The sequence below is a fragment of the Candidatus Leptofilum sp. genome (genome assembly GCF_965223525.1).
In the GTDB taxonomy this organism is placed as follows: domain Bacteria; phylum Chloroflexota; class Anaerolineae; order Promineifilales; family Promineifilaceae; genus Leptofilum.
Map to the genome: position 1 here is coordinate 2,438,848 of NZ_CBDCWX010000005.1, position 14,061 is coordinate 2,452,908.

14 protein-coding genes are annotated in these 14,061 nt (G+C 48.8%); 9 read left to right on the plus strand and 5 right to left on the minus strand.

Going from position 1 to position 14,061, the window contains the following annotated elements; all coding sequences use genetic code 11:
- Positions 1 to 36 precede the first annotated feature (36 nt).
- The 9 genes from ACOQPM_RS16150 to ACOQPM_RS16190 all read left to right on the plus strand — a co-directional run bounded on the left by ACOQPM_RS16150 (position 37) and on the right by ACOQPM_RS16190 (position 7,503).
- Complete coding sequence (locus ACOQPM_RS16150) at positions 37 to 963, plus strand: [Fe-S]-binding protein (protein WP_420630301.1); 927 nt, start codon at positions 37 to 39, stop codon at positions 961 to 963.
- On the plus strand, positions 960 to 1,643 hold the full coding sequence (locus tag ACOQPM_RS16155; RefSeq protein WP_420630302.1) for a methyltransferase: 684 nt from the start codon (positions 960 to 962) through the stop codon (positions 1,641 to 1,643). The genes ACOQPM_RS16150 and ACOQPM_RS16155 overlap by 4 nt, the downstream gene beginning before the upstream one ends.
- Positions 1,644 to 1,711: 68 nt before the next feature.
- Positions 1,712 to 2,383, plus strand: coding sequence for a deiodinase-like protein (locus ACOQPM_RS16160; RefSeq protein ID WP_420630303.1), 672 nt, complete (start codon positions 1,712 to 1,714; stop codon positions 2,381 to 2,383).
- Positions 2,384 to 2,395: 12 nt separating this feature from the next.
- Positions 2,396 to 2,644: a hypothetical protein gene (locus tag ACOQPM_RS16165; RefSeq protein ID WP_420630304.1), complete on the plus strand. Its 249-nt coding sequence runs from the start codon at positions 2,396 to 2,398 to the stop codon at positions 2,642 to 2,644.
- On the plus strand, positions 2,645 to 3,364 hold the full coding sequence (locus tag ACOQPM_RS16170) for a hypothetical protein (RefSeq protein ID WP_420630305.1): 720 nt from the start codon (positions 2,645 to 2,647) through the stop codon (positions 3,362 to 3,364).
- Positions 3,358 to 4,032, plus strand: coding sequence for a GAP family protein (locus ACOQPM_RS16175; protein ID WP_420630306.1), 675 nt, complete (start codon positions 3,358 to 3,360; stop codon positions 4,030 to 4,032). The genes ACOQPM_RS16170 and ACOQPM_RS16175 overlap by 7 nt, the downstream gene beginning before the upstream one ends.
- The gene (locus ACOQPM_RS16180; RefSeq protein WP_420630307.1) at positions 4,029 to 6,689 is read left to right on the plus strand and encodes a phosphoenolpyruvate synthase; all 2,661 of its coding nucleotides are present in this window, start codon (positions 4,029 to 4,031) and stop codon (positions 6,687 to 6,689) included. Before ACOQPM_RS16175 ends, ACOQPM_RS16180 begins: the two co-directional genes overlap by 4 nt.
- Before the next feature lie 22 nt (positions 6,690 to 6,711).
- On the plus strand, positions 6,712 to 6,963 hold the full coding sequence (locus tag ACOQPM_RS16185; protein WP_420630308.1) for a hypothetical protein: 252 nt from the start codon (positions 6,712 to 6,714) through the stop codon (positions 6,961 to 6,963).
- A complete protein-coding gene (locus ACOQPM_RS16190) occupies positions 6,964 to 7,503 on the plus strand; it encodes a hypothetical protein (RefSeq protein ID WP_420630309.1) in 540 nt (179 codons plus the stop codon).
- Positions 7,504 to 7,525: 22 nt separating this feature from the next.
- Here ACOQPM_RS16190 and ACOQPM_RS16195 read toward each other — a convergent pair whose 3' ends face one another.
- From ACOQPM_RS16195 to ACOQPM_RS16215, 5 genes are all read right to left on the minus strand, one after another.
- The gene (locus ACOQPM_RS16195; protein WP_420630310.1) at positions 7,526 to 8,881 is read right to left on the minus strand and encodes a sulfatase; all 1,356 of its coding nucleotides are present in this window, start codon (positions 8,879 to 8,881) and stop codon (positions 7,526 to 7,528) included.
- Positions 8,882 to 8,884: 3 nt separating this feature from the next.
- On the minus strand, positions 8,885 to 10,243 hold the full coding sequence (locus tag ACOQPM_RS16200) for an MFS transporter (protein ID WP_420630311.1): 1,359 nt from the start codon (positions 10,241 to 10,243) through the stop codon (positions 8,885 to 8,887).
- Positions 10,244 to 10,376: 133 nt separating this feature from the next.
- Positions 10,377 to 10,937, minus strand: coding sequence for a PadR family transcriptional regulator (locus ACOQPM_RS16205; protein WP_420630312.1), 561 nt, complete (start codon positions 10,935 to 10,937; stop codon positions 10,377 to 10,379).
- A 22-nt stretch (positions 10,938 to 10,959) separates the two neighbouring features.
- The gene (locus tag ACOQPM_RS16210) at positions 10,960 to 12,909 is read right to left on the minus strand and encodes a glycoside hydrolase family 3 protein (protein ID WP_420630313.1); all 1,950 of its coding nucleotides are present in this window, start codon (positions 12,907 to 12,909) and stop codon (positions 10,960 to 10,962) included.
- Positions 12,910 to 13,090: 181 nt separating this feature from the next.
- Positions 13,091 to 13,975, minus strand: coding sequence for a glycosyltransferase (locus tag ACOQPM_RS16215; RefSeq protein WP_420630314.1), 885 nt, complete (start codon positions 13,973 to 13,975; stop codon positions 13,091 to 13,093).
- Positions 13,976 to 14,061: the final 86 nt, after the last annotated feature.

Below are 14,061 nucleotides of genomic sequence, written 5' to 3' on the forward strand. Positions count from 1 at the left end.
ATCCATCCGAAGATGATGCAGCCCCTTCTTAATAAAATGAGAGCGTGGGAAACAAGTGTTGTCGAACGCCCCGGCGCGATTCGTGGTGGGGAAAACTCTCCCTCTCGCTTTGACATCATGGGTGAAGGTATCAAGTTGAAGGATGATCATCCACCGATGCCCGGTTTCCCAAAATCAGTACCCTATGTGCTCGGCAGCGTGACAAATATTCGCAAATCTGTACGCGATTTGGATAGAAACCCAACCAATGGCAAGAAAACTATTACAGCCAGCGATCTGGATGAATTACGTGCTTACGCCAAAACGGTTGGTGTGGACGAGATTGGGTTCTCTGATGTGCTGCAAGAATGGGTGTTTCAGGAAACGGCCGTTCTCTTTAACAAAGCTATTGTCCTCGTCATGGAAATGGATAAGGCTCGTATGCAGTTGGCACCGAATAAGGATACGGCCGTCATGGTGCATGAAACCTATGATCTACTGGGACGCGCCTCGAACAAGATAGCCGACTGGCTCCGTGAACGCGGCTATGCCGCCCACGCGGGACATCCCTTGAACGGCATGGCACTGTACCCGCCAATGGCGCAGGCCGCCGGGTTGGGGTATCGTGGCATTCACGGCTTGCTAATTACGCCTCGGTTTGGGCCACGGGTGCGGTTAGCGGCCGTATTCACAGAGATAGAAAACCTACCCATGTATGACGGGCATGAGCACGAATGGATTCTCGACTTTTGCCAAATATGCCACCGCTGCATCCGTGACTGTCCACCAAAAGCCATCTATGAAACTCCCATCGAGCATGAGAATGGGCTGGTAACCACGGTAGATAATACTAAGTGCTTCCCTTATTTTATCAACAATCACGGCTGTTCCGTTTGCATCAAAGTGTGTCCCTTTAATCAGCAAGGCTACCACAAAATTAAGAGTAGTTTTCTAAACAAAATCAGCGACCATCCTGAAATATGAAAGTACCAGCAAATTATTTCTTTTTCGGTCAGTTCCAACACATCCTGCTCTTAGCTTGCCTACTTCCAGGTGCTATTTTCCTTGCGTTTCCTTCGCTGGATAATTCGACTTGGCTAGGCATTACTGATTCCACCTGGTTCAATTCGCTACTAATCATTGTTATTATTCATCAATTTTTAGGTTGGTTTGTATTTCGCTCTCAATTATGCTTTTCTCTCTTTTCCAGAATTTTCGGCCGATATGATTTATTTGTATGGGGCTGCCTTTTCTTTCCCTTTCTTCTCCTTAGGCCGTTGTTAACTTTAGCTTTGGGGTTGGCTGACGCGGGTTCCATTACTGAGTTCCGTTCTCTCCAAATCATTGTCGGTTTAATTCTGTTACTCCCCGCCTTTTATACACTTTGGTCGCTTCACAAATACTTTGGCATGGTTAGGGCGTTAGGCGCCGACCATTTTCGAGAGCAATATCGGCAAATGCCCCTTGTCCGTGAAGGTGCCTTTAAGTACAGCTCGAATGCAATGTATGCTTTTGTTTTCTTGATTTTCTGGGCGATTGCTTTGTTGACAGGGTCGCTGGCTGCACTTGCAGCAGCACTTTTCCAACATGCTTATATCTGGGTACATCTCTATTGCACAGAAGAACCAGACATGCGAATTATTTATGGAACGACTAACATCTGATCGGCTTAGAAAAATTGTACGATACACTTTACGGATAATTTTTAGTCATTTTGTTAAAGGAGTCTCAAATGACAATCATTGCTGAACTTTTCGACGATGCGAAGTTTATTTTCAATTTTCGCAAAAGGGCGAGAAAACAGCAGAAGGCGCTGAATGCCCAAGCCCCTAAAGCTGGTGATCTCGCCCCAGATTTCACCCTATCCGATATTTCAGGGACTAAATCGGTCACGCTCTCTGATTTTCGCGGCAAGAAGCCGGTTGCGCTTGTTTTTGGCAGTTACACCTGACCGCCGTATATCAAGGGTACCGTGAGTATCCAGAAAATTTACGAACCGTATCACCAAGATGTTCAGTTCCTCAATATTTATATTCGTGAAGCACACCCCATTGATGGCTGGTGGCTGGGACGACGCCTGACAAAAACTATCATCCAGAAAATCTTCCCTTATCCAAAGGCGTCTATGGAACATTATGAGCCGAAAACGATTGAAGAACGCCGTGCCGTTGCTGATGAGTGCCAAATGGCGCTCCAATATGGCGTTCGTACCTATGTTGATGAGATGGATAACCGAGTGAATGATGCTTATGCTGCCTGGCCCACGCGACTTTACTTAATTGGATTAGATGGCAAGGTTGTGTATGCAGGCGGGTTGGGACCTTATGATTTTAAGCCAGCAAAACTAAATGCAGCGATAGCTGATTATTTACAGCAGGTTCGAGTAGAAACAGCGATACGCTAAAGAGGTATTGTTATGGCCACGCGGCTATCTATTCTGGAACCAGATTCGTTGAGAGATAAATTAAAATATCAAGCGTTTAAGCTGGCGTTTGGCTTTTTCCCGGACGTCATGCGGGTGATGTTTGCCAGCACAAAGTTAGACTTGGCAGAGCCATTTTCCAGGGTGATGGTGGCTTTCCATCGGCGCAGCCCCACCTGGACAAAAGGGGAGACTGAACTTTTTGCCTCTTTCGTATCAGCTCAAAACGACTGCAGCTTTTGAATGCTCACGCACGGCGCAGTTGCGTCGCGTTATTTGGGTGAAGATGTTGTGTACGAAGCGTTTGCAGACTGGACAAAAGCCCGTGTACGGCCAGAGGTAAAAGCAACGCTGGGAGTGCTTGCCAAGTTAACGACTTGCCCTCTTGAATTTAATGCAAATGATATTCAGCCCTTGCTAAAACTAGGCATTCCTGCCGCAGGCATCGAGCAGGCAGTGGTGATCGGTGGCTATATTTTCAATTATCAAAATCGAATAGCAGATGCCATGGGAGCCGATGTTCTCAAAGATAAAGTAAATCGTGCTGGCAAAATGCTCAATTTAACCGGGCGCTCAATGCTAAAAGATCGCAAGGTCAGCGGGGAAGCTGTCGCGTACAGTGGTGTGATTCCAGCGGAAATTGAAGCGATGGTTGACAGCGTGCGGAATGGCACTGGAGATTCTGAAATTGCTTTGCGACGGGCTGTTTTTCGTCGAGGCATGGCTTTTTTGGGTTTCCCGGAATCGGATACGGCCGTTCCCCAAACCATCACCCATTTTGTAGACACAATTGCCCAACACGCGCCAGACATTACCGACCAGGATGTGCAAGATTTACTCAATGCTGGCTGGTCTGAGGCAGAAGTTTTTGAAGTTGCCGTGGCGGCATCTGTCGCGGCTGGATACGGCCGTCTTAAAATTGCCTGGGCTGCCCTGGCCGATTTATCTAAAGAAATATGTTAACCGTACTCATTCAATCTCTAGTTTTGGCCGCTGGCGGCATGTTGTCGGTGGGATCCATCACCATCGTCATTTTGCTGCTCCTTTCAGACCGGGGCTGGCAGAATGGATTGGCTTACGTGCTGGGTTATGTTGGTGCCTATTCGCTAATTGGCACAGTTGTTGTTTGGGTGGGTTTCAGTGTAGCTGAAAACGGTTCAAGTGAATCAGGAAATGTTTCATCAATTCTGCTTATCATCATGGGGCTGCTGCTGCTATGGCTCACCCAGCGAAATTGGCGGAAACCGCCACCGGAGAACAAGAATAGTGAAAGCCCGCGCTTATTTGCCCTAGTTGATAAAATGACGCCGCCCAAAGCGTTTGGGTTTGGTGCCTTGGTGACGGTTATAAATTTCAAGAATCTGGCTATATTTTTATCGGCCGTTTCTGTTCCCTTGTTAAGTAATCTCTCGCTACCGGCAAAAATAATGGTTGCTTTGCTGGATGCACTGGTCTTTTGTACGGCCGTTATCGTCCCCGTCCTCATTTATGTTGCTTTCCCCAAACAGGCCAATGAACGGCTGAATTGGATTAAGCAAACGTTGGAGCGATACGGCCGTCCCATTGGCATTGGTGTGCCACTTCTCTTTGGACTCATTTTCTTGATTCGAGGCATTACAGGTTTGCTATGACACCAAAAAGCCCACTCATTCTACCTTTTGCCGATATTCGCGCTGCTGACTTGCCTTTGGTTGGCGGGAAGGGAGCCAATTTAGGCGAAATGGCTCATGCTGGTTTTCCCGTTCCGCCCGGATTTTGCCTGACAACCATTGCTTTCCGACAGTTCATCGCCGCTTGCCCCCACGCCGACGACCTATATGCGCTGCTGGACACGGTAACGACCGACGATGTAGAAACCGCGCGTCAAGTTGGACAACAAGTGCGCCAAACCTTACTGGAAACCCCCATGCCCCTCGCCATCGCCGAGGCCATCCGCCAGCAGTGGCAAACGTTGGGGGCAGACCAAGCGTATGCCGTTCGCTCCAGTGCCACGGCCGAGGATTTGCCCGATGCCTCCTTTGCCGGGCAGCAAGACACTTATCTCAACATCATCGGCGAAACGGAATTGTTGACGGCCGTTCAACGCTGCTGGGTCTCCCTTTTTACCGACCGCGCCATTTTATACCGCGTGCAAAACCAATTTTCCCACCGGGACGTGCAGCTATCCGTCGTTGTCCAGCAAATGGTGATGGCTCAGAAATCAGGCATTTTGTTTACGGTCGATCCCCTCACTGGCCACCGACACACCTTGACCATTGACGCTAGTTTTGGCCTCGGCGAAGCGCTGGTCGGCGGGTTGGTATCGCCAGACTCATACCACGTAGACAAGCGAGATATGACAATCATTGACCGCAAAATCGCTGATAAACAAGTCGCCATTCTCCCGGACAACAATGGCGGGGTTCACCAGGAAGCGTTGGATGATGCCCAACGTTCCCAAACCGTGTTATCAGACGCCCATATTCTTGAATTGGCGAAGATGGGCAGCCAAATCGAAGCCCATTACGACACGCCCCAAGACATCGAATGGGCCATTGCTGACGAAAAAATTTATCTATTGCAATCCCGTCCTATCACCTCACTTTATCCAATCACCGGGCTAACATCCCTCGATGACAGCCTGCACATCTTTTTGAGCTTAGGTCATCAACAGAGCATGACCCGCGCCATGTCCCCGCTCAGCCTGTCCACCATTCAGGTGCTGATGCCCATCGGCCACGCCGAAAGCCGTTTTGACAATGCCTACATTCGCGCCAGCGGCGGCCGTATGTTTGCCGACATTTCCCAGCCACTGCGCCATCCATTGCTAGGCAAAGCGATGCTAAAAATGCTGGGGCAGCTCGACGCGCTTGCCCCCGACGCCGCTAAGCAGGTGATGCAGCGTCCCGAATTTCAACGGTCGCATGGACTGCGCCTCAACTTCGCAACCGCTAAAGCAGGTTTCAAAATCGTACGCCGCGTGATGAGCGCGTTATGGTGGCGCAACCTGACCGGCTTCGCTAATCGTACCAACGCCCTTATGGATGAATATATGGAGAACATGACAGCCCGTCTCCAAATGCCTTCGGGAAGAAGCCAGCTTCAAGCCGTGCTGGATGCCTTGCCCACCGTCTTCCTCTTTTTCCTGAATTGGGTTCCCGAAGCGGCGGCCGGAATCGCTGCCACCCGGCTGCTGACGCGCCTGACGCAACGCTGGCTTTCCCCCGACGAGCAGGAAGCACTCACGCTAGGCATTCCTGGCAACGTGGTCAACGAAATGAATCTGATGATCGATGATTTGGCTGATTTGGCGCGTCAAACGCCACAATTAGCAGAATACTTTAATCAATTGGGGGATGACGGTCACGGTTGGCTGGAAGAAGCAGCGAAAATAGAGGATAGCATTGCTTTCATGAAAAGTTGGCATGAGTTCATTGCCCGCTATGGTATGCGCGGCCCGGCGGAGATTGACATTATGATGCCACGCTGGCGTGAAGAGCCGTTGCCTGTGCTACAAGTCATCGCTGGATCATTGCAACAGGAATCGGTTAGCCAGCGTTCTCGCCAAGAGTCATTTATCCAGGAGCGAGAGGTAGCCTTCCAGAAATTGCTTGCATCAGCGGGGCGGGGGGCGTTGGGATGGTTGCGTACGCGCCTGTTCAAGCGACTTTATCATACGATGACTGAAGTCGGCGGGATGCGGGAGCATCACAAGTTCATGGCTGTGCGGGTTTTGGGCGTGGTCAAGGAGATTCTAAAGGATAATGCCATTCATTTGACCCAAACTGGAAAGCTGGAAAATCCTGATGACGTGTGGTTTCTAACCTGGGAAGAGCTGTTTGCCATTGGAGATGATGAGACGATAAACTGGCATCCAATCATCGCCCAACGCCGCGCCAATCTGGAGCGTTTCCAAAAACTCAGCCCGCAAATCATCATCACCAATGACGGAGAATCCCCGGCCGTGCAGTATCGCGTGGATGATGCGCCGCCGGGGGCGTTGCTGGGCAATCCGGTCTCATCAGGCATGATCGAGGGTGTCGTGCGCGTCATCCACGACCCACAGCGGGAGATGCTTTCTCCTGGCGAAATCTTGGTCGCCGAATTCACCGACCCTGGCTGGACGCCGCTGTTCATCAATGCGGCTGGGCTGATTCTTGAAGTTGGTGGTGCGCTCACACATGGCGCCGTTGTGGCGCGTGAATATGGCATCCCGGCTGTGGTGGGCGTCCGCGAAGCTACTACAGCATTACAAACAGGCCAGCATGTGCGTATTGATGGCAACCGAGGCATTATTGAATTATGCTAAATCATTTGAATAATATGGGACGATGATGGCAAGCCGATTATCCTTGTTAGAACCCCATTCTGTGAAAGACCGTGTCAAGTACGCGGCGTTTAAGCTGGCGTTTGGCTTTTTCCCGGACGTCATGCGGGTGATGTTTGCCAGCACAAAGTTAGACTTGGCAGAGCCATTTTCCAGGGTGATGGTGGCTTTCCATCGGCGCAGCCCCACCTGGACAAAAGGGGAGACTGAACTTTTTGCCTCTTTCGTATCAGCTCAAAACGACTGCAGCTTTTGAATGCTCACGCACGGCGCAGTTGCGTCGCGTTATTTGGGTGAAGATGTTGTGTACGAAGCGTTTGCAGACTGGACAAAAGCCCGTGTACGGCCAGAGGTAAAAGCAACGCTGGGAGTGCTTGCCAAGTTAACGACTTGCCCTCTTGAATTTAATGCAAATGATATTCAGCCCTTGCTAAAACTAGGCATTCCTGCCGCAGGCATCGAGCAGGCAGTGGTGATCGGTGGCTATATTTTCAATTATCAAAATCGAATAGCAGATGCCATGGGAGCCGATGTTCTCAAAGATAAAGTAAATCGTGCTGGCAAAATGCTAAACTTAACTGGCCGCTCGATGTTGAAAGATCACAAAGCCAACGGGAAAGCAGTCGTCTTCAGTGGTGTGATTCCAGCGGAAATTGAAGCGATGGTCAACAGTGTGCGGAATGGCTATGGAGATTCAGATGTTTCTTTGCGACAGGCGGTTTTTCGGCGAGGCATGGCGCATTTAGGCTTCCCGGAATCGGATACGGCCGTCTCAAAATTGCCTGGTCTGCCTTAGCCGAAGCTCAATAAATTTATATTCATTGCAGTTTCCAGCCGCGTGGATTGCTTTCCATTTCCTCCCGTTTTCCTTCTAGCATCTCCTGCATCGCTTCAAATTTTTCGGGGAAATGGTCACGGGCATTATAAGACTCAGTAGGATCAAAATTAAGATCGAAGAGGAAAGGGCCTTGCTTTGCAATCCAATACGATCCATTTTCGCAGCGATGGCGATCAATGTATTTGAAGTTATCTTTTGTGCGCACCCCCATGACCTTCTTGCCTTTAATAAAGTAAAAATCATCATGGATCGTCTCTGAAGTTTCGTTCTTCAACAGCGGCAGCATGTCAACGCCGTCAATCTCACGGTCATTGGGCAGCGGAATACCGGCCATTTTCAAGATGGTTGGGAAGAAATCAATGTTCATGGCGACCGCATCGACCTCAATCCCTTTCGGGATTTCGTCAGGCCAAGATGCAATGAACGGTACCATTTGTCCGCCATCAAACGAGTTGTTTTTGCGTCCACGATGGTAGCCAGGATTGCCTTCGAACCAGGGGCCATTGTCGCTGGTGAAGATGATTAATGTGTTCTCGGTTAGCCCATGCTCGTCTAACTTCCTGACGATCTCTCCAATACTCCAATCAAGTTCCTGCACACAATCCCCGTATGTGCCCCCATGTGATGTGCCAGCAAAATTGCTGCTTGCATGAACAGGATCATGTGGGAAAGGAGATGGATAATATACAAAGAAAGGATTATCTTTGTTGTCGTCAATAAAGGTTACTATTTCACCAGCAATAGCCTTGGTTAATGTCGTTTGATCCGCAGGCGCTTCGATGACGAGATCATCGTTGCGATAATAAGCATACGGTTTCATATCGTTTGAATAGTATGAGCCGAAGAAATAGTCAAATCCCTTCTCATTAGGCAAATAGGGACTTTTATCACCCAAATGCCACTTGCCAAACATTCCTGTTTTATACCCCCCTGCTTGCAGTGCTTCAGCAATGGTGATCTCATCTGGCAAGATTCCTCTGACACCATATGGAAACATGAACGGACTCATGATTTTGCCAATGGGATGGCTATCAGGGAAGAACACGCTGTGAATGAAACCGCGTGTAGGATACCGTCCTGTCAGACAGCCAAAGCGAGATGGCGAACAAATCGGACTTGAGGCATAAAAATTGTTCATCTTTACGCCGTTCTCAGCCAAGGCATCCAGATGAGGTGTATGGATCGCGGTTGAGCCAAAGCACGAGATGTCACCATAGCCCATGTCGTCTACAAAAACCAAAACGATATTGGGGGGATTGTTATCCACTATATTTTCAATGGAATCCAAATACCTTCGGTGGTTTTCGAGCCGGAGTTCTGTTTTTTTCTTGTTCATATTTTAGCTGGCCAGGTTTGCATTCACATAATTGTCACGCCGTGTGGCTAGAGAATCTTTGAGGGCTTGCACATCTTTGGCATAAGGTTTGTAAAGCAGGGTAATAAAGGCCGTGTTAACCAGCATCAAAATCACAAGTACCGCGAGGAAGACAGGCTTTAGACCATAGATTTCACCGAGTTGTCCGGCGACAACATTGTATATTGCCCATGCAATTGCCTCAAACACCGAGACAAATAGTGCAAATGCAGTTCCCCGAAGTTCGGGGCGCACGACCGAAGCGACGATTGGCCGATTGACACCCATATTTGCCGAACCGAAAAAGCCCATACTGAAGAACAATACACCATAAATGGCAACGTTGTCGTACAAAAATTGTGTTCCAAAGAAAGCCATAATTGCATAGACAAATTGGATGAATTGTATCGCTCCAATACGACCATATTGGGGAGACTTTTTGTGAATCCAATCACCTATAAAGCCAAAAGCAAACATGCCAGATATTACTCCAACCATTAAAGGGATCATCATCAAGTTTGCTTGGGGGGTATCCAAACCGAGTACGTCTACCATGTAAACTACACCAAAGGAAAGCATGAGTAGATGTCCGCTAAGTACGCGCTGCCCAAGCATCAGGACGAATGTTTTGATCTGGAACAGCTCTTTCACCTCTTCCCAATTGACAAGGCCATACTCTTCTTTGCGTACTTGTTCGACCTCGGCGAGTTCACTTTCAGAAGCACCACGACCGGGATCATTTAGGAAACGCCAGATAATCAACCCACTGAGGGCACTGAGAATGCCAGCCGCATAGAATCCAATACGCCAGCCGTTGTCCATTGTGGCTAACCAGGCGTTCACTGCAAACATGGGAATAATCACGATTGCCGAAGCACCGAACACAAGGCTTACAGCTTTGCCGCGCTCCTCATCGCCAAATAAATCCATTAGCATTTCTTGCATCAATGGCTGACTGGCCACAGCACCAATCAAAGAGATGATGACAAATAGAAAAAGTTGGGTCACGCTTTGGGATAAGCCGATTGCAATCGCCCACAGCCCCCAGATACCAGTTGCAAATATCAGCACGTTTTTGCGATTATATTTGCGCCCTACACTTGCCCAGAATGGGCCAAAGATGACGGCTAAAATCTTAGGCAAGGCGGCCATCCAGCCCAACGTACCCAAAGACATACCTAATTGCTCCCGAATAATGGGGAACATGGCTGTAATAAAAGAAGTGCCTTCGTTGTTATCCAAAAATGATGCGAAGCTCAACGAGAACCCGCTTTTCCAGCGCCCTTCAATTTTTGGTTTTTCTTGTGACGTAATTTCTTGTGGAACTGCTGTTTCAGCCGTCATTTTTGATTCTCCTCGTTCGTGCTAATGGATTATTTGTAGGGATATTGTGATGATTTAGGCGCAAGGGATAACCAATTGTTTGCTCATAGGCGGTCCTGTGTTATGAATCTGAAGAGAATAAAAAGGTCACGTTTCAGTTCTTTCGGTCTTCAAAAAATACGATCATCTCTTCCAACATGAGGACATAGGCATCTATTGATTTTGCACCATTGCTATGGATCATTTCGTAAATCTCTTGAGCGTAGGCTGTTTGTTCTTTTGATAAAGCTGATGCGTCTGTGGTGCGGTCTCGGTTGCGAAATTTGGCGATTTGATCTTGGCGAAACGCCAGCTCTGTTCTCAATTTTTCAAGAATGACCTCTGGCTCGACTAAAAACGCAAATATTACTCTATACAGAATGTCGCCTTCCCATATCCGAAATGAAGGTTCTACTGGACTGTGTAGGTAATCTATTAATACCTTCTCCCCGATATCTGTATTGTGATATATCTTGGCATCTGGCTTGCCTTCTCGTACTTCTTCTTCGAATATTACCCAACTGTTGTGGGTCATCCGCTTCAAAGTCGTGTAGATTTGGCTGAGGGGTGCCCTGGCTCTGCCAAAACGGCCTTCAGTATCCAGGTATTTTTTGATGTCGTAACCGGTTCGGGGATTCATTTTCAGCAAACCGAGGATTAAATATTCTAGCTTCATTTGCTAAGCCTCTCTTGCTCTCTTATTTGTAGGTTAAACCGAATCCAAATGGAAAAAGGGGATTCTCTGAGTCACAGGGTACGTCTTCCCGCTGCTGCCGAACGGCTTCCATCGAGGATGGTAGTTCAAATGGTAGTTTGCCGTTGGGGATGTGGTTACCAAAGATCACATCGAGAGCGGCATCATCTTCGGCACCAAAGTTGGCAAGTAAGGCAACGGCCGTTTCCGCAATCTCGGGAATAACAGCCGGTCTCTCCAGGTAAATATCAACGATGGTAGGAACGGCCGTCATAATTTTTAGCAGCCGTGCCTTTTCCTTGCCCTTGAAATCCAGGTCACCCGCATGGACAAACCGTTCCAATAACCCGCGTCGTTTTTCATACGGGGTCGAAAGGCGCAAGATGGCAAAATCTGCTTCGGTGGGCTTCTTGACGATTTCACCATACTGTTTTGCAATCTCTGCGGCAATTCCTTCGACATAGACTTTTGGTTTCCCTGATAGTGGCAAAGCGGGCAAACCGCCATGTTCATCATTTTTTAGCAGGACAAATGATTGTCTCTGAGCCAATTTACCAGCTTCCCGAAAGGTGGAGTTGCCAATAACTTGTGCAGATGCTTCTGGATCGAGGTATGGATTGTCAAACAAGCCCAAGCGGAACTTTTCACGAAGTAAGCGTCGTACAGATTCATCAATTCTTTCTTCAGAAAGCTGCCCACTTTTAACGAGCTCTATGATCACTTCTGGACAAGCTTCACCACCAAATTGATCGACTCCGGTTTCGACAACCTTCTTGGCTCTTTCAGAGATTGAAAGATGCTCCACCCCCCACGCTTTGGCCTCCATGATAGTCTTGCCAAACATCTTCATCCCGGTGAGCAGCATCCAATCGGTACAGACGATCCCGTCAAAGCTATATTTTTCTCGCAGTAAGCCGGTAATGACGCCCCTGTTGAAGCCAAAACCGACTTCCTCGTATTGTGTGCCGACGGGACGGCCGTAATAAGGCATGATCTGGGATGTGCCGGCTTCAAAGGCGGCTTCAAACGGCCGTAAATGATAATCCCAATTTTCGCCTGGATAAACCTGATTTTTTCCATAGGAGAAATGAGCATCCTCACCGTCTTCTTGTGGTCCAGCGCCAGGAAAATGTTTTGTCATGCAGGAGACGCTTTCTGACCCAATCTCATCCCCCTGAAAGCCCAAAATGTAGGCTTTAATCAGCCTGCTGGATAGCTCTGCATCTTCACCAAACGTGCCACTCGCTCTACCCCAACGTGGTTCAGTTGCCAGATCGGCCATCGGGTGCAGCGCAACCCGAATGCCAGCAGCCAGATATTCTTGCCTGGCAATATTGCCAAACGCATGCGTCACAGCTTCATCCCCGATGGCGGCAAAACCGGGCTGCTCTGGCCATAAGGAAAACTCACCAGCAAACCGACTGGTTAGCGGATTTGTGGTGAAGGCATGACGCGGATCCGAGGCGATGGAAATAGGGATGCCTAGCCTGGTACGCTCTGCTAGTTTTTGTACACGATTGACCCATTCGGCCATGAGCCTCGGGGGAGGCAGTTCCATAACGTTGAAATGATTCATCTTTCTCTCGACGACCATTTCAGTTGTAGCCACTGGGTTAAATAAGGAGGTTTTGTCGGCCAGTGACCCATCCTTGTTGATGCCCATCATTGTCTGGAACATCATGCCGGCTTTCTCTGCCAGCGTCATTCGGTTAAGCAAATCTTCCACCCGCTCATTGATGGGTCTACGGGAATCTTCGTATAGATCGAGCACGCCGTTTTTATTGAGATCACGAAAAGAGAGAGCGTCTACTTTGATAATAGGTGCTTCAGCACCTAATGTGGCTCTGATGGCGTTGATTTTTTTTGCTTTGAGGAAATTGTTGACCAGATAGATGATAAGGGCTAAGAGAGCCAGACCAGCCAATGTTAATAAGATAATTAAACCGATATTCATGGGATCTCCTCTTCCATATATACAAACATACTATATATATTTATATATAATATGTCAATATATATGACAAAATAAGCATGCGGTGTTCCACTGACAAATGGAGCATGTTTGGGCTGTGTAAATTGATATTTAGTGAGGAAGCAACTTCGACGCGTTAACAATACAAAGCTGAGGAGATCAATTACTTAGTACTTTCGACGCGCTGCCAGAGGGTAGTTAACGGCCGTTTCAATACCCGCACCCGCCAAAAAACCAGCAACCATAAATGAAGCCGCGCCACAAAAAGCAGCAGCGTCCACCACAGTTCGCGGGGTGACTGGGCAAATTTTAGAGCCAGCAGCGAGCCTTGTTGCGCTTCCAATTTGGCAGAGCGCATAGAAAATGGGGAGTTGCGGACGTAATCCTGTGCATAGCCACCAGTGGAGCGTACCTTTTGTCGTAGCCAGTCGGCGTAATTGTCGGGGTATTTCACAAAAACGGCCGCATCCGGCGCATACCGAATCCGAAAACCTTGTTCTGCAATGCGGTGAGAGATCACGGCGTCCTCTGCCAGGGCATCCTCCGGAATGGACTGGATGAGGCTACGGCGGGCGGCAAAAAGGTAACCTGAGCAAAGCAAAAAGTCGCCAGTCGCATCACGAGCTAGCCGGGTTTGGTGAGCGCCTTCTACCAAAACGTGTGACCAGTAGCCGAGCTTCGTTGCGCGTGGACTGCTGGAAAACGGCCGTCCCGTCACCGCACCCACTTTCTCATCCGCAAAAGGAGCCAGCAATGGCGCGAGCGCAGCGTCACCAATCACTACATCCCCGTCACTAAAAATCACGATGTCCCCCTGAGCCGCCTGCAAACCAAGATTGAGCGCAGCGGGCTTGCCGCGCCGTTCTGGCTCTGGCACATGGCGAACGCGGGGGAATTTTTTGGCGTATTGGTGCACAACGGCCGTTGTCTCTGCATCTGGGCAAATGACCAGTAGCTCGCTTGCAGCGGGAAGCTGAGGCAAAAACGCATCCAGAGCTAGGCCAATGGTGGCCGCCTCGCGGTACGTGGTGATTAAAACAGTAATCATTTCTGGCTTTGCTGAAAAAAGCCACAGAGGATTTTGAGATAATCAGAGCGACAATCTGTTTTAATCTGCGGAATTTGCGGTTTTTT